Source organism: Streptomyces sp. NPDC059957 (assembly GCF_042730015.1).
Lineage (GTDB): Bacteria > Actinomycetota > Actinomycetes > Streptomycetales > Streptomycetaceae > Streptomyces.
Genome location: NZ_JBHWMB010000064.1, coordinates 1 through 21,338 on the forward strand (window position 1 = coordinate 1; position 21,338 = coordinate 21,338).

Below are 21,338 nucleotides of genomic sequence, written 5' to 3' on the forward strand. Positions count from 1 at the left end.
CCCCTTGCCCCCGGACGCCGCCGCCACCGCCCGGGCCGCCGCCGAGGCCGCCGGGGCCGAGCTCGTGGCCCGGCGGGCCGCTGCCGCCGCCGCGCTCGCGGGACGCCCGGGCCCGGCCGTAGCTCCGCCGCCGGACCGTCAGGGGGCGCGCGACGGCCTGGAGTTCGGGCCGTGCCCCGTCGCCGAGGGGCTCGGGCCGGACGTGCGGTGCGCCGCGCTCCGCGTCCCGGTCGACTACGCCCGGCCCTACGGGCCGCAGACCGCGATCCTCGTCAGCCGGGTCACCGCCTCCGGTGCGGGCGGGGCCCCGCGGCAGGGCGCGCTCGTGTACAACCCCGGCGGGCCGGGCGGGAACGGGCTGTTCTTCCCGCTCGTCGCCGACCTGCCCGAGTGGCGCCGCGTCGGGGCCGCCTACGACCTCGTCGGCTACGCCCCGCGCGGGGTGGGCCGCTCGGGGCACCCGCTGTCCTGCCAGGACCCGGCGCGGCACGACCGGGCTCCGGCCGAGGCCGCCGGCGCACGGCCGGACGCCGCCGCCAAGGAGGCCCGGATCGCCGCCGCGCGTGCCTACGCCCGCGGTTGCGCGGAGCGGGCCGGGGCGGACCTCGGCTCGTACACGACCCTGAACAACGTCCGTGACCTGCACGTGCTGCGCGCCGCGCTCGGCGAGAGCAGGCTGACCTTCATGGGGGCCTCGTACGGCACCTACCTCGGTGCGGTCTACGCCACCCTCTACCCCGGCCACGTCCGCCGGATGGTCTTCGACTCGGCCGTCGACCCCGATCCCCGCAAGGTCTGGTACCGCAACAACCTCGCCCAGGCCCCCGGCTTCGAGCGCCGCTGGGCCGACTTCCGCGCCTGGGCGGCCCGCCACCACGCCGTGTACGGGCTCGGCTCCACCGCCGAGGCGGTGCAGGCGAGTTACGACCGGGTGCGGGCGGCGCTGGCCCGGGAACCGGCGGGCGGGGTGGTCGGCACGGGGCAGCTGCACTCCGCGTACTTGCGGGCCGCGTACTACGACGAGGTCTGGCCGGGCCGTGCGGCGGCCCTTGCGGCGTTCCTGCGCGGCGATCCGCGCCCGCTCGTCTCGCTCGCCGCTCCGGACCCCGCGGCGGCCACCGAGGGTGAGAACGCGACGGCCGTCTACACGGCGACGTTGTGCAACGACGCCCCGTGGCCCGCCGACTGGGAGACCTGGGACCGCGACAACACCGAACTGGCCCGCACGGCCCCCTTCGAGACCTGGACCAACGCCTTCCTGAACCTGCCCTGCGCCTTCTGGCCGGTGCGCGAGCGGCAGCGGCCGGTGGACGTGGGGCTCCGGCCGGGATCCCCGCTCCCCGGCACGCTGATCGTCGCGGCCGAGCGGGACGGCGCCACCCCGTACGGGGGCGCCCTGGAGCTCCAGCGGCGGCTCGGGCCGCGGGCCGGGCTGGTGACGGAGGAAGGGGCCGGCACCCACGGGGTGGTCGGCGGACGCAATGACTGCGTGGACGCTCACGTGGAGCGGTACTTGCTGACGGGTGACACCTCGGGGTGGCGTGTCACGTGTGCGCCGCATCCGGAGCCCGCACCGGTGTCGCTGGACGACCGGGCAGCGGCCGCCCAGGGGCACCCCAGGGCACTGCTGCCGCCAGTCGTCTGAACTTCCGGGCGGGATCTCCGGCTGCGTCGATTCGGGGGCAGGGCCTCCCGATCCCCGGAGGACGCCGGTCAGCGGTCCTCCGGTCCTTCCCCCCAGGGGAGGTCTCTAGGCGAGTCCGTCCACCAGATCGGCGACGGACTTGCGGCGCCCGGTGTAGAAGGGCACCTCTTCGCGGACGTGCATGCGGGCCTCGGAGGCGCGCAGGTGACGCATGAGGTCGACGATGCGGTACAGCTCGTCGGCCTCGAAGGCCAGCAGCCACTCGTAGTCGCCGAGCGAGAAGGAGGCGACGGTGTTGGCGCGCACGTCGGGGTAGCCGCGGGCCATCATGCCGTGGTCCTTGAGCATGCGGCGGCGGTCCTCGTCGGGCAGCAGGTACCAGTCGTAGCTGCGCACGAAGGGGTAGACGCTGACGTAGTCGCGCGGCGTCTCGTCGGCCAGGAAGGCCGGGATGTGGGACTTGTTGAACTCGGCCGGGCGGTGCAGGGCCATGTTCGACCAGACCGGCTCCAGCGCGCGGCCCAGCTTGGTGCGGCGGAACAGGTTGTACGCGGTCTGCAGCTCGTCGGAGGTCTCCGCGTGCCACCAGATCATGATGTCCGCGTCGGCGCGCAGGCCGGAGACGTCATAGGTGCCGCGGACGGTGATGTCCTTGGCGGCCAGCTGGTCGAACAGCTCCTGGACCTCGTCGGCGAAGCCGGCGCGGTTCTCGGGGAGCACGTCCTTCAGCTTGAAGACGGACCACAGGGTGTAGCGGATGACCTCGTTGAGGTCCTTCGCCTTCTTCCCCGCGTTGGGAATCTTCTCTGGTGCAGTCATGCGTCTATTGTCCCGTGTGCTGATCAGTGGTCGGTGCCAGGGGTGCCCCACGGGTCCCCAACGTGGCGATCACCACGTCGGCGGCCTTGCCCGCGCTCGCGATGCAGGCCGGGATGCCGACCCCGTCGTACACGGCTCCGCACACCGCGAGGCCCGGCAGGGCCGCGACGGCGGAGCGGATCCGGGCGACCCGGCCGAGGTGGCCGACGGGGTACTGGGGCAGGCCGCCGTCCCAGCGGGTGACGGTGGAGGCCACCGGGCGGGCGGTGGGCTCGAGGCCCACGGCCGCTCCGAGGTCGGCGAGGGAGACCTCGACCAGTTCCTCGTCGGAGCGCTTCAGGTCGCCCTCGTCGCCGTGGCGGCCGACGGAGGTGCGGAGCAGGAAGAGGTCGGGGTCGGTTCCGGCCCAGGCCCACTTGTTGCTGGAGAAGGTCGAGGCCTTGATCGTCCGGCCGTCGACGGGCGGTACGAGGAACCCGCTCGCGCCGCCGTCGGCGATCTGGGCCGGCAGGTCGCTGCGGCGCAGCGCCATCGTGACCAGGGCCATGGAGGCGTACTCGACCCCGCGCAGCTCGGTGGCGGCCGAGGGCGCGATCCGGTCGAGCAGCCGGGCGGCGGGTCCGGCCTGGACGGCCACCACCACCCCGTCGGCCTCGATGACCTCGGCGCCGCCCGGTGCGTCGGCGACCACGCGCCAGCCGGTGGCGGTACGGGTCAGCTCGCGCGCGGGGGTGTCGAGGAGGATGCGGGCTCCGGCCGCCCGGCAGGCCTCGGCGACGGCGACCGGGAGCCTGCCGATGCCGCCGTCGATGCCGGAGAAGACGGGGCCGGTCTGCCCCGCCCGGGCCGCCCGGGCCTGCAGTTCCCGTACGCCCTCGCCGAGGTTGGCGTGGCTGCGGGCGGCCTCGAAGAGCTGGGGGACGGCGGCGCGCATGGAGATGCGGTAGGAGTTGCCGGCGTAGACCCCGCCGAGGAGGGGCTCCACGAGCCGGTCGACGACCTCGTGGCCCAGGCGGGCGGCGACGTATTCGCCGAGGGCCACGTCCTCGCCGATCTCCTCGGGTGCCAGCGCGTGTTCGGCTCCGGCGCGGGCCAGGCCCTCGGCGGAGAGCACCCCTGAGGCCGCGAGCGGGCCCAGGTCGCCGGGGACGCCCATGACGTGACCGCCCGGCAGGGGGCGCAGCACGCCGCGGGTCCAGAGGCGGGCGGTGGCGGTGGCGGGCGGCTGCAGGGCCTCGCCGAGGCCCACGGCGCGGGCCAGTTCGAGTGCTTCGGGGCGGCGGGCGAGTACGGATTCGGCGCCGAGGTCCACGCGCAGACCGGCCAGTTCGCCCGAGCGCAGCTTGCCGCCGGGGCGCGGGCCGGCTTCCAGGAGGGTGACGCGAAGACCCTCGGCGAGCAGCCGGTGGGCCGCCGCGAGGCCCGCGATCCCGCCGCCGATGACGACGACGTGCCCGGCGGGGGCCGGCCGGTCCGTACGCGTGTCCGCTTCGTGCATGGACACATCGTCTCAGACCGCTCATCGGGCGATCACCGAGGCCTGACCGTGACCGCTTCGGGATCACCTCGGGACCGTGCGTACGAAACCCGGGACGAGGCCCCGTACGTCAGAACGTCGAGGCACGGACAGATCCGCATCCAGCGATTCCGACGATGACCAGGGGGACCCAACGATGCACACCCAGCACAGACGTTACGGGCGGTACGGACGGCGTTCGGCGACGGCTCTGGCGGCGCTCTCCCTGACCGGGGCCCTCGTCCTCACGGGCTGCGCCGCCGGTGACGACAAGGCGATGAGCAAGGCGGACGCGGCGGCTCCCCAGCAGCGTGAGGCCGTCGGGGAGGGAGGGGCGGCCGCGGCCGCGTCGGGCGCACCGGCCCCGGGCGCCGACAAGAACCAGCCGCAGGCTCCCGCCGTCCGCACGCAGATCATCCGCACGGCGTCGCTCGGCGTGGAGACGGCCGACGTCCAGAAGGCGACGGCCGGTGCCCGGACGGCGGCGGAGAACGCGGGCGGGTACGTCGGCAACGAGGGCACCACGCGCGCTCCCGACGGGTCGATGACCTCGACGGTGACCCTGCGGGTGCCGGGCGAGCGCTTCGACGCGGTGCTGGCCGCGATGGAGGGCGCGGGCAAGCTGCTCGAGCGCAAGGTCGAGGCGCAGGACGTGACGCAGAAGGTCGCGGACGTCGACAGCCGGGTCAAGTCCCAGCAGGCCAGCGTGGTGCGGGTGCGCGAGATGATGGAGAAGGCCTCGGGGCTGTCCGAGGTGGTCACGCTGGAGGCCGAACTCAGCAAGCGCCAGGCCGATCTGGAGTCGCTGCTCGCCCAGCAGACGGCGCTGAAGGACCAGACCTCGCTCGGCACGATCACGCTGACGTTCTCGGAGCCGGGCAAGCAGCCCGTCAAGGAGAAGGAGAAGCCGGATCCGGGCTTCTCCGACGCCCTGATCGGCGGCTGGAAGGTCTTCGCCGCCGCGGTCCTGTACCTGCTGATGGCGCTCGCCGCGGCCTCGCCGTTCCTGCTCAGCGGCGCGTTCCTGCTGCTCGCCTTCCGGCAGTACCGCAAGTGGCGGCCGGCGAAGGCGAAGCCCGGCGCGGCCCGGCGCCTTCCCGCGCAGGGCGGGCCGGCGTGGCCGGGGCACACGGCCGCCACTCCGGCGGACCCGGCGCGTCAGGACGCTGCGCCGCCGCCGGTCCAGGACTGATCACCCGTGCGCCCGTAGCGTGGGGCCCGCAGGCACGGACGGCGGGGAAGGACGGTACGGGCACATGGGGAACGGCACGGAACGGCTGGTGGTGGTCGGCGGTGACGCGGCGGGGATGTCCGCCGCGTCGCAGGCCCGGCGGCTCAAGGGCCCGGCGGAGCTGGAGATCACCGCCTTCGAGCGGGGGCACTTCACCTCGTACTCCGCGTGCGGGATCCCGTACTGGATCGGCGGCCTGGTCGACGGCCGGGACGAGCTGATCGCCCGGACGCCCGAGGAGCACCGCGCGCGGGACATCGACCTGCGGACGCGGACGGAGGTCGTGGAGCTGGACCTCGCGGGAGCGCGGGTGCGGGCCCGGGATCTGGAATCGGGCGCCGAGTACTGGACGGGGTACGACAAGCTCGTCCTCGCCACCGGCGCCCGGCCGGTCCGCCCCCGGCTGCCCGGCATCGGCGCGCACGGGGTGCACGGCGTGCAGACGCTGGACGACGGGCAGCGGCTGATGGCGGACCTGGAACGGACGGCGGGCCGCCGGGCGGTGGTCGTGGGCGCCGGCTACATCGGCGTGGAGATGGCGGAGGCCCTGCTCGGGCGGGGCTTCGAGGTCACCGTGCTGCACCGGGGCGAGCAGCCGATGTCCACGCTGGACCCGGACATGGGCGGCCTCGTCCACAGTGCGATGAACGCCATGGGCATCCGTACGGTCGCCCGCGCCGAGGCGACGGAGATCCTCACCGACGGGGAGGGCCGGGCCCGCGCGGTGGCCACCGCGGCCGGGGAGGAGTACCCGGCGGACGTGGTCGTCCTCGGGATCGGCGTGGAACCTCGCACGTCCCTGGCCCGCGCGGCGGGCCTGCCGCTGGGCGAGTCGGGCGGTCTGCTGACCGACCTGTCCATGCGGGTCCGCGGCCACGAGAACATCTGGTCGGGCGGCGACTGCGTGGAGGTCCTGGACCTGGTGGCGGGCCGCATGCGGCACATCCCGCTGGGCACGCACGCGAACAAGCACGGCCAGGTCATCGGATCGGGCGTGGGCGGCGGCTACGCGACCTTCCCGGGCGTGGTCGGCACGGCCGTGAGCAAGGTCTGCGACCTGGAGATCGCGCGTACGGGGCTGCGCGAGCGGGACGCCCTGGCCGTCGGGCTCCGCTTCGTCACGGCGACGATCCGCTCGACGAACACGGCGGGCTACTACCCGGAGGCGGCCGAGATGACGGTCAAGATGCTGGCGGAGCGCCGCACGGGCCGGCTCCTGGGCTGCCAGATCGTCGGCGGCGCCGGCTCCGCGAAGCGGGTGGACATCGCCGCGGTGGCCCTGACGGCCGGCATGACGGTGGACCAGATCGTCTCCCTGGACCTGGGCTACGCCCCGCCCTTCTCCCCGGTGTGGGACCCGGTGCTGGTGGCCGCCCGCAAGGCGGTGTCCGCGGTGCGGGCGGCGGGGGTCTAGAGCACGCTCTTCTGATCGGGACCGGCCCCGGCGGCGAGTTCGGAGCGGATCAGCTCCAGCAGGCGGCCCATCCAGTTCCGGCCGCCGCGGGGGCCCTCGTCGCGCCAGAAGGGGGCGTCGGATATGCCGGTGTAGAGGATCGATCCCTCCCCGGTGGCGACCAGCAGCTCGGCGAGCCGCGGGTGCTGCCCGAACTTGGCCCGCAGCAGCGCCGCCATGACGGCGACCCTCCGGGCGGCCCAGTCCGCGCGCCCCGCGGCCGCTCCGCCCAGTTCCCGCGCCTCACGGGCGCTCGCGGCGGCGCGGATCCGGTCGTGGTCGGCCCGGTCGGCGGCGAAGAGGGCCCAATACCCGTGCACCACGCTGGAGTAGGCCTCCCCCTCGTAGGTGAAGGGGGCGTCGTAGTCGTTGCGCAGCGCGAAGTTTCCGAGCTCGGTCGGCCATCCCCGGGGATACACCGTCTCGCTGAGGACGACCGGGGGCTGTGGGGCCCCGACCGGTGCATCCGCGTACCGGACGGCCCGCGCCTGCTCGGCCTGCTCCACGCTCTCGTCCACGTCGGCGAAGTAGTCCAGGGCCTCCCGGTGCATCTCCGGCGTGGCCGCCGGCCCGTCCCCGTCCACGGGCTCGCCGAGACCGGTCACCAGGGTCCGCAGCGGCTGGTCCTGCCGGTCCATGTCGCCCAGGACGTAGACCCGCAGGTGGGCCGGGACGGCCAGGTACGCGTCGCGGAGCAGGGACCGGTTGGCCTCCGTGGTGTCCCGCTGGTAGCCGCGGATGGCCTCGTGGAGCAGGTCCACGGTGGTGGGTAGGCCCGCCAGCCGGGAGATCTCGTCGGCCACTTCCGCGAGGAAGCTCTCGTCGGTCAGTGGCTCGGGGTAGCGGGCGAGCCACTTCGAGGGCGGCGGGGTCCACTGCCGGCCGTCCGGCCGGGAGTGAGTCACCTTCCCCGATGCCAGCAGTCGCGCGAGCCCAGCGAGATCGGTCGGGTCGTAGCGGCCGCGGGTGATCCTGCCGTCCGCGTAGACGAACAGGTCCTCGGGGTAGTGGTCGTCCTGCCGGTCGTGCTTGATCCAGACGAGGCGCCAGGCCCCGTCGATGGTTTCTCCGTCGGATATGCGAAACGTCGGCCCGTGCCATGTCATGCACGGCACGGTACCGACGTCGGCGCAGTCTCGGTCCTAGACCGCCGTCTGGGTGTGGACGTAGTCCACCAGGCGGGTCAGGGCGTCCGGGTTCGTCGTCGGGAGGACGCCGTGGCCCAGGTTGAAGATGTGGCCCTCCAGGTCCGCCGCGGCGTCGAGGACCTCGCGGGTCTTGGTCTCGACGGCCTCGGTGGTGGAGAAGAGGACCGCCGGGTCCAGGTTGCCCTGGAGCGCCTTGCCGGGGCCGACCCGCTTGACGGCCTCGTTCAGGGAGACCCGGTAGTCGACGCCCATGACGTCCGCGCCGGCCTCGCCCATGAGGCCGAGCAGCTCGCCCGTGCCGACGCCGAAGTGGATGCGCGGGACCCCGTACGAGGCGACGGACTCCAGGACCTTCGCGGAGGCGGGCATCACCGAGCGGCGGTAGTCCGCCGGGGCGAGCGCGCCGACCCAGGAGTCGAAGAGCTGGACCGCGGAGGCGCCGGCCTCGATCTGGACCTTCAGGAAGGCGGAGGTGATCTCGGCGAGGCGGTCCAGCAGGTCGGCCCAGAGCTCCGGGTCCCCGTACATGAGGGCCTTGGTGTGCTCGTGGTTCTTGGAGGGGCCGCCCTCGACCAGGTAGCTCGCGAGGGTGAAAGGCGCGCCGGCGAAGCCGATCAACGGCGTGGAGCCCAGTTCACCCGTGAGCATGCCGATCGCCTCGGTGACGTACGAGACGTCCTCAGGGGTGAGGTCGCGCAGCTGTGCGAGGTCCTCGCGGCGGCGGATCGGCTGGGCGACGACCGGGCCGACGCCCGGCTTGATGTCCAGGTCGATGCCGATGGCCTTCAGCGGGACCACGATGTCGGAGAAGAAGATGGCGGCGTCCACGTTGTGGCGCCGGACCGGCTGCATGGTGATCTCGGTGACCAGGTCGGGCCGCATGCAGGATTCCAGCATCTGCGTGCCCTCGCGCACCTTGCGGTACTCGGGGAGCGAGCGTCCCGCCTGCCGCATGAACCACACGGGGGTGTGCGGCACCGGCTCGCGCCGGCACGCCTTCAGGAAGGCGGAATCGTACGTCTGGCTCGGCGTGCCCGTGGGGCGGGTGTTGGCGCTCACGACTCAAATCTTCGCACGTATGAAGAAGTGCCCGGCCCGGCGCGGGTGTCCCTGCGCCGTACGGGCGCTCGTTCCGCCTAGTCTTCCCCGCATGGCTGCGGCTCAGGGACGATTTTCAGATGGCGCTGACGGTACGGACAGCGCGAAGGACAGCTCCGTCCCACTCCCGTTCCGGCGGGCGGTCGACGGCTTGAAGAAGGCGAGGCTGCGGCAGGGGATCGAGATCGATCCCACCAAACCGCCACAGAGACTGGCACCCCACGCGTACGCGCTGGAAGCGGCCGTCGTCGACGGTGACGAGGACCTGGCCGACGGCCGGCTCATCCTCCTGCACGACCCGGCCGGGCACGACGCCTGGCAGGGCACCTTCCGGCTGGTGACGCTCGTACGGGCGGAACTGGAGCCGGAGATGGCCGTGGACCCGCTCCTCCCGGAGGTGTGCTGGTCCTGGCTGACGGGGGCGCTGGACGCGCGCGGGCTGACGTACGGGGAGGCGAGCGGGACCGTGACCATGGCCGCCTCGCACTACTTCGGCGGGCTCGGAGAGCGGCGGCCGGCGACACAGATCGAGATCAGGGCCTCGTGGACGCCGCGCGAGGGGGTGGGCGGGGTGCCGGACACCGCCGCACACCTGTCGGCCTGGTGCGAACTGCTGTGTCAGATCGCGGGGCTGCCGCCGGTCGGACCGACCGAAACGGTCACCGGGGTGGTCTCACTGCCCCAGCGGCGCGGCCCTCATCACCCTCAGGGGTAATTCCGCAAGGCCGGGGGCGGCGCGGACCGCGCCGACCCGCGCCGACCTGCACCGATCCGTGCCGACCCGCGCCCCGATTTCGGGGCCGGATGTCGTTACGGGGCGCCCCTTGCGGGCTTCTGATCACCCTATGATCGATCGTGCGTCCGAATTGCCCGAATTGTTACTAACCAAATCGTGATCATTCCCTAAAGCCGGGCGGGTGACGTGCCGAAGGAGTCATAGACCATCCGCACGGTTCGCACCGGCTTCCTTCCCCGAGCCGGCCGTCCCGCCACTCCCCCCCAGGAGGCCTAGGTGTCCGTTCTTCTCGAGCAGCCCGCAAGCCTGGTCGCCTACCGCCCGAACAAGCCGACGGCCATGGTCGTCGTGGCCGACCCGCGCGTGCGTTCCACCGTGACCCGCCATTTGTGGGCCCTCGGAGTACGCGACGTGATCGAGGCTTCGTCCATCGCGGAGGCCCGTCCACGCATCGGCAGCCCGCGCGACATCTGCGTGGCCGACGTACACCTGCCCGACGGTTCCGGTCTCACCCTGCTCTCCGAGACCCGCGCCGCCGGTTGGCCGAACGGCCTGGCCCTGTCCGCCGCCGACGACATCGGCGCCGTACGCAACGCCCTCGCGGGCGGAGTGAAGGGCTACGTCGTCACCGGCACCCGGACCAACATCGGGCTCCCGTCCCGGCCCGGCGCCGCCCCCATCGGCGCCGCCGCCGCCCGTATGCACCGCCGCCCCCCGGGTGCCCCGAGCCACCCGGGCGGCTACCGAGAGCTCTCCGGCCGCGAGGTCGAGGTCCTGCGCCTCGTCGCGGAGGGCCAGTCCAACAAGGCCATCGGCGTTTCGATGGGCCTGTCCGCCCTGACCGTCAAGTCCCACCTCGCACGGATCGCCCGCAAGCTGGGCACCGGCGACCGGGCCGGGATGGTCGCCGTCGCCCTGCGGACCGGGATCATCCACTGACCCGGCCGATACCCCCCGAAGGCCCCCGGGAGAACTCCCGGAGAACCCGGGGAAACGTCCGTCCTCCCCCCTCGCGCCCTTCACCGGAACGTTCCGGCGACGGGCGCGTCGTATCCACGGATACCCTTGACCGGTGACCGACGCCCAAGAAACCGCAGCAGGCCTGCGCACCACCACCGGGGGCGGCCCCCCGGACGACGAGGTTTCGTCCGACGGGCTGCCGATTCCCTTGCTAGAACCCCGTGAGGGCATCCCCCCGGTGGTCGCCGACGCCGCCGCGCTCGCCGAGGTGGTCGCGGCCTTCGCCGCGGGCACCGGCCCCGTCGCCGTGGACGCCGAGCGCGCCTCCGGCTACCGCTACGGCCAGCGCGCCTACCTCGTACAGCTGCGCCGCGAGGGTGCGGGCTCCGCACTGATCGACCCGGTGGGCTGCCCCGACCTCTCCTCGCTCGGCGAGGCCCTGTCCGGCACCGAGTGGATCCTGCACGCCGCCACCCAGGACCTGCCGTGCCTGCGCGAAATAGGCATGGCACCCACCTCCCTCTTCGACACCGAGCTGGCCGGCCGCCTCGCCGGCTTCCCGCGGGTCGGACTCGGCGCGATGGTCGAGGGGGTCCTCGGCTACGTGCTGGAGAAGGGCCACTCCGCCGTCGACTGGTCGACGCGTCCGCTCCCCGAGCCGTGGCTGCGCTACGCCGCGCTCGACGTGGAGCTGCTCGTGGACCTGAGGGACGCGCTGGAGAAGGAGCTGGACCGGCAGGGCAAGCTGGAATGGGCCCACCAGGAGTTCGACGCCATCTGCGCCGCCCCGCCCGCGCCGCCCCGCAAGGACCCGTGGCGCCGTACGTCCGGCATGCACAAGGTGCGCCGGCGCCGGCAGATGGCCGTGGTCCGGGAGCTGTGGGAGTCCCGGGACCGGATCGCGCAGCGACGTGACGTGTCACCGGGCAAGGTGCTGGGTGACGCCGCGATCGTCGAGGCCGCGCTCGCCATGCCGCTGAACGTGCAGGCCCTCTCCGCCCTGCCCGGCTACGGGCAGCGCATGGGCCGGCGCCAGCTGGACCAGTGGATGGCCGCCGTGGACCGGGCGAAGGCCCTGCCCGAGGCCGAGCTGCCGCAGCCGGGGGCGACCCCGGCCGGTCCGCCGCCGCCGCGCTCCTGGGCGGACAAGGACCCTGCGGCCGCGGCGCGGCTGGCCGCGGCCCGGACGGCCGTGTCGGCGCTGGCGGAGGGGCTGAACCTGCCGCAGGAGAACCTGATCACCCCCGACACGGTCCGCCGGCTGTGCTGGGAGCCGCCCGAGCGCCTGGAGGCGGACGCGGTGGCCGAGGCGCTGGCGGGCTACGGAGCCCGCCCGTGGCAGATCGAGCAGGTGACGGACGCCCTGGTCACGGCCCTGGCCACGGAGCCGCCCCCGGAACCGGCCGCCGAGCCGGCCGCGACCGAGGACTGACCGGCACGCCGGACCCCGCCGACGGGGCCCTCACTCCAGCGGAGTGAGGGCCCCGTCCTCGTCCCGGTGGAAGCTCCCCTTGGTCTCGCCCTCCACCTTGCCGTGCTTGAGCCAGTGGTCGGACATGGTGTGGATGTCGTTCGCCACGCGCTCCCAGGGCGCCTGGTGCCCCGCACAGGCCAGCCGGAACATCAGCTTCTTCTCCTTGGGGATGAGCCGGTACAACTCGGGGACCGAGAAGTACAGCAGGCCCAGGTTCGACGCGGTGTTCACCACCGAGTCGTGCTCGCCGTAGACGATGCACACGGGCACCTTGTCGCCGAGGACGTCGTGCAGCTTCACCGTGGTGGAGTTCCAGCCCCACCAGTACGAGTTCCGGATGCGGCTGAGCCCCTGCGGCGACGGGTCGGTGGGTGACTTCACGGGTCCCCAGTCGGCGCCGACCGAGTCGACGGCCATGATCGCCTTCCACACCTCGTCGACCATCCCGGGCTCGCGCTGGTCGGGACACTTCAGGTCCTTGAGCCACGCCGCGTCGACGCCGCCCTTCGTGCCGACGGTCATCGGGTAGCCGAAGCCCTGTGTGGACACCGGCAGCGACACCGGAGGGTCGAAGTCGGTGCCGGGCTTGCTCGCCCGGCCCTGCGGCGGGAAGATCGGGGCCAGCAGGAAGAGGCTGCGGACCTTCTTGTGGTGCTGGATGGCGTAGGGCCCGAGCTGCTGGGAGGCCGCCGACCAGCCGATGAGGTCGACCTTGGTGGCGCCCGTCTTGTCGAGGATGGAGTCGACCACCTTGTCGACCTCGTCCCAGTCGCTCTGGGAGTTGTTCAGCTGGGAGGTGTAGATCGGCGGAGTCATGTCCGTGTCCGCGTTCGGGTTGGGCACAAGGAGCTTCCGCTGCGCCTCCGTGGGCTGGATGTTCCTCCAGTCGCCCATCTTCGGGCGGGTCGACAGCCCGGACCCCTGGAGTTCCATCACGAAGACGTCGTAGTTCTTCTTCTGCAACGCCTCGGCCCAGCTGTACTTCTTCTTGTACTGCAGGTCGAAGCCCGCCAGGGCCGGGACGCTCCTGCCGTGAAGCATCAGGACGGGCCTGCTCTGTTCTCCGTCGGGAGTGCCGTTGCGCCTCCGCACGAAGAGCCTGACGAGCTCGCCGGCGTTCGCCGGGATCGTCGATTTGTGCTCCACGTAAAAATCCTCGAAGCCGGGTGTCGCCATCGTGGTGCTCCGTTCCGTCGGTCGGGTCCGGGGCGGGCGCCCCGGACGCGAGCAAGAATCCGCAAGGGTGTGCGCCCGAGGTGGTCGACGCGACCGTGGAGGCGGATGTCCGACCCGTTCGGGTAGCCCCGGGCGCTCCGATCGGCCGGGCGCACGGCGGGGCGCGAGGGGGCTCACGCGGCGTCGGCCGGGTGTGACCTTCGCCGCTCCTCCCGTGGGGGCTGTGCATGCCGGTTACCGGCAAGTAGCATGGAGAGGTGAGCGGGCGCTCAGTAATGAGCTCGCCCCCGCGCAGCAGTGCACACCCGCACCTGGAGGAGAGCCAACGTGCCTCGTACCGTCAGGGACGTCGTCTTCGTCGACGGCGTCCGCACCCCGTTCGGCAAGGCGGGCCCGAAGGGCATCTACAACGAGACCCGCGCCGACGATCTCGTCGTCAAGGCGATCCGGGAGCTGCTGCGCCGCAACCCGGACCTGGACCCCGCGAAGATCGACGAGGTCGCCATCGCCGCGACCACGCAGATCGGCGACCAGGGCCTGACGCTGGGCCGCACGGCCGGCATTCTCGCGGGTCTCCCGCAGTCCGTCCCGGGCTACTCGATCGACCGCATGTGCGCCGGCGCGCTCACCGCCGTGACCGCCGTCGCGGGCGGCGTGGCCTTCGGTGCGTACGACGTCGCCCTCGCCGGCGGTGTCGAGCACATGGGCCGCCACCCCATGGGCGAGGGCGTGGACCCGAACCCGCGCTTCGTCTCCGAGAAGCTGGTCGACGAGTCCGCCCTGTTCATGGGCATGACCGCCGAGAACCTGCACGACCGGTACCCGACGATCACCAAGCTCCGCGCCGACGAGTACGCCGTGCGCTCGCAGGAGAAGGCCGCCAAGGCGTACGCCGACGGCAAGATCCAGCAGGACCTGGTGCCGATCTCGGTGCGCAACAACAACGAGGCGGCCGGTGAGACGGGCTGGGGCCTGGTCACCGCCGACGAGCCGATGCGTCCGGGGACCACCCTGGAGAACCTGGCGGGCCTCAAGACCCCGTTCCGGGTCCACGGCAACGTCACCGCGGGCAACGCCGCCGGTCTCAACGACGGTGCCACGGCCGCGATCATCGCGTCCGAGGACTTCGCCCGCGAGAACAACCTCCCGGTCAAGATGCGCCTGGTCTCGTACTCCTTCGCGGGTGTCGAGCCGGAGGTCATGGGCTACGGTCCGATCCCGGCCACCGAGAAGGCCCTCGCCCAGGCCGGTCTGACGATCGACGACATCGGCCTCTTCGAGGTCAACGAGGCCTTCGCGGTCCAGGTCCTCGCGTTCCTGGAGCACTACGGCATCGCCGACGACGACGCCCGCGTCAACCAGTACGGCGGGGCCATCGCCTTCGGCCACCCGCTCGCCTCCTCGGGCGTGCGCCTGATGACCCAGCTGGCCCGCCAGTTCGAGGAGCAGCCGGAGGTCCGCTACGGCCTGACCACCATGTGCGTCGGCTTCGGCATGGGCGCCACGGTCGTCTGGGAGAACCCGAACTTCACCGCCGAGGGAGACAGCAAGTGAGCACCACCACCACTGAGCTCCTGAAGGGCGCGGCCGAGCTGTTCCCGGACGAGGTCGTCACGCGCGCGCTCGTACGCCACCTCGACCTGCCCTTCGGTGCCGGGCGCTTCGCGCTCGTCACGCTGGACAACGGCCTGGACCACACCAAGCCGACCACCTTCGGCCCGCAGTCCCTCGCCAACCTGAACGCGGCGATCGACCAGGTCGAGCAGGAGGCCCTCGCGGGCTCCATCGTCGGTGCGGGCCTGACCGGCAAGCCGTTCATCTTCGCGGTCGGCGCCGACCTCAAGGGCGTCGAGCTGCTGAAGAAGCACGACGAGGCGCTCGCCATCGGCAAGGGCGGCCACGACGTCTTCAAGCGCCTCGCGGCGCTGGCCGTCCCCACCTTCGCGTACTACAACGGCGCGGCGATGGGCGGCGGTGTCGAGGTCGGTCTGCACTGCACCTACCGCACCGTCTCCAAGGCCATCCCGGCCTTCTCGCTGCCCGAGGTCTTCCTCGGCCTGGTTCCCGGCTGGGGCGGCTGCGCCCTGCTGCCGAACCTGATCGGCGCGGACCGCGCGGTCTCGGTCATCATCGAGAACTCGCTGAACCAGAACCGTCAGCTCAAGGGCAAGCAGGTCTTCGAGCTGGGCATCGCCGACGCCCTGTTCGACGGCGCGGACTTCCTGGAGCAGTCGCTCCTGTGGACCGCGAACGTGCTGAACGGCACGACCGAGGTCGTCCGCGACGAGATCGACCGCGGCGAGGCCTGGGACGCGGCGGTCGCCCGCGGCCGCTTCATCGCCGACTCCAAGGTGCACGGCGCGGCCCCGGCCGCCTACCGCGCGCTGGAGATCATCGAGGCTGCCAAGGACGGCGACCTGCAGAAGGGCTTCGACGCCGAGGACGCGGCCCTGGCCGACCTCATCATGGGCGGCGAACTGCGCTCCGGCATCTACGCCTTCAACCTGGTCCAGAAGCGCGCCAAGCGCCCGGCCGGCGCCCCGGACAAGAACCTGGCCCGCCAGGTCACCAAGGTCGGCGTCGTCGGCGCGGGCCTGATGGCCTCGCAGCTGGCGCTGCTGTTCCTGCGCCGCCTGGAGGTGCCGGTGGTCCTCACCGACATCGACCAGGAGCGCGTGGACAAGGGTGTGGGCTACGTCCACGCCGAGATCCAGAAGCTGCTCGGCAAGGGCCGCATCAACCAGGACAAGGCCAACCGCCTGACCGCCCTGGTGACGGGCGTCCTGGACAAGGCCGAGGGCTTCGCGGACGCGGACTTCATCATCGAGGCCGTGTTCGAGGAGATGTCCGTCAAGCAGAAGGTGTTCGCGGAGGTCGAGGCGGTCGCCCCGGCGCACGCGATCCTCGCCACCAACACCTCCTCGCTGTCGGTCTCGGAGATGGCCTCCAAGCTCCAGCACCCGGAGCGCGTGGTCGGCTTCCACTTCTTCAACCCGGTCGCGATCCTCCCGCTGCTGGAGATCGTCCGCGGTGAGCAGACCGACGACGCCTCGCTGGCCACGGCCTTCGGTGTCGCGCGGAAGCTGAAGAAGACCGCGGTCCTCACCAAGGACGCCCCGGCGTTCGTCGTGAACCGCATCCTGACCCGCTTCATGGGCGAGATCCAGAACGTCATCGACGAGGGCACCCCGGTGGTCACCGCCGAGAAGGCCATCGAGCCGCTCGGCCTGCCGATGTCCCCGCTGGTGCTGCTCGAGCTCGTGGGCCCGGCGATCGGTCTGCACGTCTCCGAGACCCTGAACCGCGCCTTCCCGGAGCGCTTCACCGTCTCCCCGAACCTGGCGGCCGTGGTCAAGGCCGGCAAGCGCGGCTTCTACACGTACGACTCCGGCAAGCCGGAGCTCGACCCCGAGGTCGCCGCCCTCCTCGTGCAGGGCGATGTCGTCCTGACCGAGGAGCAGGTCCGCGACCGCGTCCTGGACGCGGTCGCGCAGGAGATCGGCCTGATGCTGGAGGAGGGTGTCGTGGCCGAGGCCCAGGACATCGACCTCTGCCTCATCACGGGCGCGGGCTGGCCCTTCCACCTGGGCGGCGTCACCCCGTACCTGGACCGTGAGGGTGTCTCCGAGCGGGTGAACGGCAAGAAGTTCCTGGCCCCGGGCCTGGCGAGCGTTCCGGTCTGACGCACGGCCGGCACCGACACGGCGAAGGCCCCGCGCACCGAGAGGTGTGTGGGGCCTTCGCCGTGTCGGCCTTCGCCGTGTCCGGTACGGCGGCCCGGGGTCAGCGGCCGCCGCCGAACGGGTAGTGCTCGCACGGGTCGTCGGAGCAAGGCAGGCGCGCGGCCAGCGCGGACTGCCTGATCCAGTTGCCCTCCGGTACGCCGTGGACCCTGAACGTGACGCGGGTGGACACGGAGTGGATGGCGCTGAAGACCGAGACGAAGTCCAGCGTGTAGGTGCCGGGCTTCCAGGTGTGCGCGTGGCTCACCTTCCACGCGCCGTCCTCGCCCACCACCGCGACGGCGATCAGCCGCTCGTTCTCCAGCACGGAGACCTTGCCGACGCCGGGCTCGGCGGTGCCGGAGAAGCGGGGCTTGGCGAAGGTGTACGCCCCCTCCTTCGGGGAGGTGACGGTCGGCGGGGCGACCCAGGTCTTGACGGTGAACGAGAACAGGGCGACCGGGGTCGGGCCCTGCTCGGTGAGGCCGACGGCTTGCAGGAGGTGCTCGCCGGCGGCCCAGTTGACCACCCTGCGCCACTGCCACTTGCCCTCTTGGTTGACGCGCGTGCCGCCGACGTAGGTCCCGTTGTCGAAGAACAGCAGGTAGCTCGTGCCGGGGGTCGCGGTGCCGGAGAACTTGCCCATGGCGCTGACGATCTTGCCCGGCGCGGGCGACGCGAAGACCGGCGCGTCGCCGAAGCGCATGTCGGCGTAGAGGGCGAACTCGGGCTTCTCCACGGTGAACTCGGCTGCCGGCGGCGGGAATTCCGGGGCCACCGCGCAGGCCTCGGCGTTGATGAAGCCCCGCGGCACGCCCGGGGAGTTGTGCAGGGCGATCGCCGTCATGCGGGCCATCTCGCGGGCGCCGACCTGGTTGAAGTGCGTCGAGTCGATCATGCCCGCGGGGTGGTTGGGGTGCTCGCCCGCGTCCATCCAGCGGAAGTACTGGCGGGCCCGGTGGGGACCGAGTTCGCGGAGCATCTGCGCGCTGAAGGCGTGCATGTCCACCAGTGCCGCGCCGGTCTCGGCCGCGGCCTCGCGCACCAGCTGGGGGTACTCCTCGCGGGTGTTCGCGACGCTGCCGTCGGCCTCGAAGGCACACCGGTCGGGAGGGGTGACCAGGACCGGAATCGCGCCCTCGCCCCGGATCCCCTCCACGTAGAGGTGCAGGAACTCCTTGAACTCGCGGTGGCCGTGGTAGCGCAGCGGGTGGTCGATGCGCTGCTCGACCCCGCCGAAGGCGACGAGGACGACGTCGCCGGGCTCCAGGAGGTTCAGGAGCGTGGGCAGCCGGTCCTCGAAGTAGTTCCGGGCGGTCATGGCGTCGCGGGCGTAGTTGCGCACTTCGTGGTAGGGCGCAACGAACTCGCGTACGTACTGGCCCCAGCCCGCCATCGGCGCTTCGTCGGGCTTCCGGGACTTCGCGACGGAGTTCCCGAGTATGCAGATCTTGCTCATCGTCTGATCCTGATTCCTACAGCGGATACCCGGGAAGCCGGCCGGCGTGGTAACGCTGGTTCCTTGGCGATCCGAACTCGAATTGGCTTGCGATCGGGAAGTAGCTCGGCAGGAATCCGGCCAGGATCGCGTCCTGCTCGTCCTCCGAGACGTCGCCGTCATGGAAGTCGTTCAGGCAGAAGGTGTCGTTCGATCTCGCGGTGAGCATCGTGTTCAGCTTCGGGAGCTGTTCGCTGAGGCCCACGTTCACGAATCCGGCGCTCAGTCCGCCGGGCACGCTGCGCTCGGTGTAGTAACCGAAGTAGTGGTGCAGCGAGGAGGCGGTCGACACGTCCGTGGGGCTGCGCAACTGGGCGTGGGCCGTGCGCTGCATCGCCTCGGGGAAGTGCGACTCCAGGTCGAACATGATGCTGCGCCGCAGCGGGTGCGGGGCGTGGACGAAGGAGTTGACCAGGGTCCGTCCGAACACCTGGCGGATGAGCTCGCGGTTGTTCTTCGCCGCCATCCGGCTGAACTCGTCGCCTTCGGTGATGGCGCTCATGGGAATGGCGTTCGACGACGTGAAGTGCTTCGCCTGCCCGTTGCTCAGGTAGAAGAGGCTGGGCTGGACCGGGCGGCCCAGGAAGATGTCGTCGTTGAAGTAGAGGAAGTGCTCGGCGAGCCCCTCGATGTGGTGCATGCGGCTTTCGATGGCGTGCGAGTTGTAGGTCGGGAGGCTGCCCGACGCTCCGAAGATCTCGCTGTGGTCCACGACGCGCACCCGGGGGTGGCTGGTGTCGAGCCAGGCCGGCACCTGCTGGTCGGTGATCAGGTAGATGTTGCGGATCCACGGCCCGTACATGTCGATCGAGCGCAGGGAGTAGCGCAGCTCGTCGCGGTTGCGGAAGCGCGCGGCGCTGGTGGCGGCGTCCTCGGTGACGATCCCCATCGCGCCCAGGGCGGCGTTCTTCCGCTCCAGCCAGGCCATGTCCGCGCCGTCGACCCAGGTGTAGACGGCGTCGACGGGGAAGGTGAAGTCGTGGTGGAGCGTCTGGGCGTACGGCTCGATGGAGGGGTAGGTCCGGCCGCCGAGGAGCAGGGACGCCTGGCGCAGCGCGGGCCGGGGCACGCGCGCGCCGATGAGCGTACGGGTCGGGGAGACGAAGAACTCCGGGTCCTCCGGGTCCTCCTCCCAGAAGGAGACGGTGCAGCCGTACGCGGCGCTCAGGCGCAGGGTGCGGGAGGCGGTGACGGCGCTCTGGTAGACCCGCACTCCGGCGAACGCCGCCCCGATGTGCTCGGCGGCCAGTTCGGCGAGGGTGGTGAGGGTCGGCGAGTCGGAGTCGTTGAGCAGCGCGATGTAGACGGGCGCGCCGGGGTAGGTCTCGGCGACCACCTTGAGGACCTGGTCGCGGTACTGGGCGTGGACCGCGACCGAGTGGCGCACCTTGGTGTCGCGCACCACGAAATACGGTATGCGGGCCCGGTCCAGCGCGTCCGCCGTCAGCGCGAGGTTGGCGGCGGAGATCTCGAAGGGCGACTCGGAGTCGATGACCCGGCAGATCTGGCCGCCGTCGCGCACCAGGGAGCGGTCGTGCTTGAGGATGCGTTCCTCGGTGGCGCGCAGCCGCTTGGTGCGGGAGGTGCTGGCCGGAGCGGCTGCGGCGGCCCGGGCGGCGCCGTCGTTGCCGGCGTGGAGTGCGTGGGCGGCGAGCCGGGCGGCCTTGGCCTGCGAGCGGGAGCCGGAGGCGCGGCCCTCGGCGAGCAGCCGGAAGAGGCCGTCCCAGCGGGCGGTGATGGGGCCGGCCTCGAACCGCTCGGCGGCCTCGAAGGCGGCGCCGCCCAGGGCGTGGCGCAGCTGGTCGTCCTCGATGAGCCGGGTGAGGACGCCGACGAGCGCGTCGGTGTCGCCGGGGGTGACCAGGATGCCCGTGCGGCCGTCCTGGACCACGTCGCGGGGGGCGTTGGGGCAGTCGTAGGCGACGACCGGGACGCCGGCCGTCTGCGCCTCCATCAGGGACAGGCCGCCGGCCTCGGACTCGGAGGTGCACAGGGCGATGCTCGCCTTGGCCCACTCCTCGGCGAGGTACGGGGCTTCGCTGATGAAGTGCACGCTGCCGTGCAGGCCGAGCTGGTCGCGGCGGCGGCGCAGGAGGCCGATCTGCGGGCCCTCGCCGATGACGCGCAGGGACCAGGTGGGGTGGTTCGGGGCGATGGCCGCCCAGGCCTTGAGTGCGTCGGTGACCCCGGCCCGCTCCACCAGGGGGGCGCTGAGCACGACGATGCGGGTCTGGAGCGTGGAGCGGGGGCGGAAGCCCGCGAGCGGGGCCGGCGGGATCACGTCGAGCTGCGGATTGCCGGCGCCGAAGGTCTCCATGAACCATTCGTAGGAGCGCGGGCTCGGGAAGGTGACGGCGTCGAACCGCGGGGTGTGCCTGAGCAGCGGCTCGCCCTCGGGGCCGCCGAGCTCGGAGGCCCGCTGTTCGTGGTGGACGGTGAGCACCTCGCTGGGCACGAACGCCGCGGCGTACGCCATGAGCCCCGGCGAGGTGGTGACGAGCACGTCGGTGTCGAGGTTCTGGAGCGCGTATTCGAGCTCGACGTCCGCGAGCCGGTTGAACCGGTTGTCGCAGCGGCGCTCGACGATCGCGCTGGGTACGGAGGCCAGCGCGGCGGAGCGCGCCTCGTCGAGACCCGCGTCACGGACGGGCCGGTGGGTCGCGCCCGCGGCCTCGATGAGGAAGCCGCAGCCGACCCGGTCGTCGGGCACCGCGAAGCGGCGGCGGCGGACCTTGAAGACGCTGAGGACGGACACCTCGTAGCCGAGGGCGGCCAGTTCCCCCGCCTGGTTGAAGACGGCGCGTTCGGCGTCGCTCATCGCGTCTGCCGCGGTCAGCAGGAACGTGACCTTCATACTCTTCC

Annotated in this window: 15 protein-coding genes; 8 read left to right on the forward strand and 7 right to left on the reverse strand. The window is 72.2% G+C overall.

Annotated features, from left to right (window positions below; translation table 11 throughout):
* Positions 1 to 4: 4 nt before the first annotated feature.
* Positions 5 to 1,645, forward strand: coding sequence for an alpha/beta hydrolase (locus ACFWBW_RS31980; protein ID WP_385380031.1), 1,641 nt, complete (start codon positions 5 to 7; stop codon positions 1,643 to 1,645).
* Between the two features lie 105 nt (positions 1,646 to 1,750).
* Here ACFWBW_RS31980 and hemQ read toward each other — a convergent pair whose 3' ends face one another.
* Entirely contained in the window at positions 1,751 to 2,464 is a 714-nt protein-coding gene (gene hemQ / locus ACFWBW_RS31985) for a hydrogen peroxide-dependent heme synthase (protein ID WP_327303858.1), read from the reverse strand.
* A 4-nt stretch (positions 2,465 to 2,468) separates the two neighbouring features.
* Positions 2,469 to 3,962 (reverse strand): protoporphyrinogen oxidase, encoded by a 1,494-nt coding sequence (gene hemG, locus ACFWBW_RS31990; RefSeq protein WP_385379956.1) that lies wholly within the window; start codon positions 3,960 to 3,962, stop codon positions 2,469 to 2,471.
* Positions 3,963 to 4,137: 175 nt separating this feature from the next.
* Between hemG and ACFWBW_RS31995 the strand changes: the two genes are divergently transcribed.
* Together ACFWBW_RS31995 and ACFWBW_RS32000 are read left to right on the forward strand one after the other, a co-directional pair.
* The gene (locus ACFWBW_RS31995) at positions 4,138 to 5,172 is read left to right on the forward strand and encodes a DUF4349 domain-containing protein (protein ID WP_385379959.1); all 1,035 of its coding nucleotides are present in this window, start codon (positions 4,138 to 4,140) and stop codon (positions 5,170 to 5,172) included.
* Positions 5,173 to 5,236: 64 nt separating this feature from the next.
* On the forward strand, positions 5,237 to 6,625 hold the full coding sequence (locus ACFWBW_RS32000; RefSeq protein ID WP_385379962.1) for an FAD-dependent oxidoreductase: 1,389 nt from the start codon (positions 5,237 to 5,239) through the stop codon (positions 6,623 to 6,625).
* Here ACFWBW_RS32000 and ACFWBW_RS32005 read toward each other — a convergent pair.
* Both ACFWBW_RS32005 and hemE read right to left on the reverse strand, forming a co-directional pair.
* Entirely contained in the window at positions 6,622 to 7,770 is a 1,149-nt protein-coding gene (locus ACFWBW_RS32005) for an NADAR domain-containing protein (RefSeq protein ID WP_385379965.1), read from the reverse strand. The genes ACFWBW_RS32000 and ACFWBW_RS32005 overlap by 4 nt on opposite strands.
* Before the next feature lie 36 nt (positions 7,771 to 7,806).
* Positions 7,807 to 8,871, reverse strand: coding sequence for a uroporphyrinogen decarboxylase (gene hemE / locus ACFWBW_RS32010; RefSeq protein WP_385379968.1), 1,065 nt, complete (start codon positions 8,869 to 8,871; stop codon positions 7,807 to 7,809).
* Positions 8,872 to 8,962: 91 nt separating this feature from the next.
* On the opposite strand from hemE, the gene ACFWBW_RS32015 reads away from it, so the two are divergent.
* From ACFWBW_RS32015 to ACFWBW_RS32025, 3 genes are all read left to right on the forward strand, one after another.
* Positions 8,963 to 9,625: a DUF3000 domain-containing protein gene (locus tag ACFWBW_RS32015; RefSeq protein WP_243331447.1), complete on the forward strand. Its 663-nt coding sequence runs from the start codon at positions 8,963 to 8,965 to the stop codon at positions 9,623 to 9,625.
* A gap of 297 nt (positions 9,626 to 9,922) precedes the next feature.
* A complete protein-coding gene (locus ACFWBW_RS32020) occupies positions 9,923 to 10,585 on the forward strand; it encodes a response regulator transcription factor (protein ID WP_214956508.1) in 663 nt (220 codons plus the stop codon).
* Positions 10,586 to 10,718: 133 nt separating this feature from the next.
* Entirely contained in the window at positions 10,719 to 12,038 is a 1,320-nt protein-coding gene (locus ACFWBW_RS32025; RefSeq protein WP_385379973.1) for an HRDC domain-containing protein, read from the forward strand.
* A gap of 30 nt (positions 12,039 to 12,068) precedes the next feature.
* Here the strand turns inward: ACFWBW_RS32025 and ACFWBW_RS32030 are convergent, their stop codons facing one another.
* Positions 12,069 to 13,256 carry an alpha/beta fold hydrolase gene (locus tag ACFWBW_RS32030; protein WP_385379977.1) on the reverse strand — a complete coding sequence of 396 codons (1,188 nt, stop codon included), beginning with the start codon at positions 13,254 to 13,256 and terminating at the stop codon, positions 12,069 to 12,071.
* A 327-nt stretch (positions 13,257 to 13,583) separates the two neighbouring features.
* Between ACFWBW_RS32030 and ACFWBW_RS32035 the strand changes: the two genes are divergently transcribed.
* Together ACFWBW_RS32035 and ACFWBW_RS32040 are read left to right on the forward strand one after the other, a co-directional pair.
* The gene (locus tag ACFWBW_RS32035) at positions 13,584 to 14,810 is read left to right on the forward strand and encodes an acetyl-CoA C-acyltransferase (RefSeq protein ID WP_112447308.1); all 1,227 of its coding nucleotides are present in this window, start codon (positions 13,584 to 13,586) and stop codon (positions 14,808 to 14,810) included.
* On the forward strand, positions 14,807 to 16,939 hold the full coding sequence (locus ACFWBW_RS32040) for a 3-hydroxyacyl-CoA dehydrogenase NAD-binding domain-containing protein (protein ID WP_385379980.1): 2,133 nt from the start codon (positions 14,807 to 14,809) through the stop codon (positions 16,937 to 16,939). The genes ACFWBW_RS32035 and ACFWBW_RS32040 overlap by 4 nt, the downstream gene beginning before the upstream one ends.
* A gap of 100 nt (positions 16,940 to 17,039) precedes the next feature.
* Here ACFWBW_RS32040 and ACFWBW_RS32045 read toward each other — a convergent pair whose 3' ends face one another.
* Both ACFWBW_RS32045 and ACFWBW_RS32050 read right to left on the reverse strand, forming a co-directional pair.
* Positions 17,040 to 18,437, reverse strand: a complete 1,398-nt coding sequence (locus tag ACFWBW_RS32045) for a hypothetical protein (RefSeq protein WP_385379983.1) — start codon at positions 18,435 to 18,437, stop codon at positions 17,040 to 17,042.
* A 16-nt stretch (positions 18,438 to 18,453) separates the two neighbouring features.
* Complete coding sequence (locus ACFWBW_RS32050; protein WP_385379986.1) at positions 18,454 to 21,330, reverse strand: stealth conserved region 3 domain-containing protein; 2,877 nt, start codon at positions 21,328 to 21,330, stop codon at positions 18,454 to 18,456.
* Positions 21,331 to 21,338 lie beyond the last annotated feature (8 nt).

Excerpts from the sequence above, each read along its gene's own strand:
- hemQ (WP_327303858.1), bottom strand. The coding sequence starts at position 2,464 with ATGACTGCACCAGAGAAGATTCCCAACGCGGGGAAGAAGGCGAAGGAC.
- hemG (WP_385379956.1), bottom strand. The coding sequence starts at position 3,962 with ATGCACGAAGCGGACACGCGTACGGACCGGCCGGCCCCCGCCGGGCAC.
- ACFWBW_RS31995 (WP_385379959.1), top strand. The coding sequence starts at position 4,138 with ATGCACACCCAGCACAGACGTTACGGGCGGTACGGACGGCGTTCGGCG.
- ACFWBW_RS32000 (WP_385379962.1), top strand. The coding sequence starts at position 5,237 with ATGGGGAACGGCACGGAACGGCTGGTGGTGGTCGGCGGTGACGCGGCG.
- ACFWBW_RS32005 (WP_385379965.1), bottom strand. The coding sequence starts at position 7,770 with ATGACATGGCACGGGCCGACGTTTCGCATATCCGACGGAGAAACCATC.
- ACFWBW_RS32015 (WP_243331447.1), top strand. The coding sequence starts at position 8,963 with ATGGCTGCGGCTCAGGGACGATTTTCAGATGGCGCTGACGGTACGGAC.
- ACFWBW_RS32030 (WP_385379977.1), bottom strand. The coding sequence starts at position 13,256 with ATGGCGACACCCGGCTTCGAGGATTTTTACGTGGAGCACAAATCGACG.
- ACFWBW_RS32045 (WP_385379983.1), bottom strand. The coding sequence starts at position 18,437 with ATGAGCAAGATCTGCATACTCGGGAACTCCGTCGCGAAGTCCCGGAAG.
- ACFWBW_RS32050 (WP_385379986.1), bottom strand. The coding sequence starts at position 21,330 with ATGAAGGTCACGTTCCTGCTGACCGCGGCAGACGCGATGAGCGACGCC.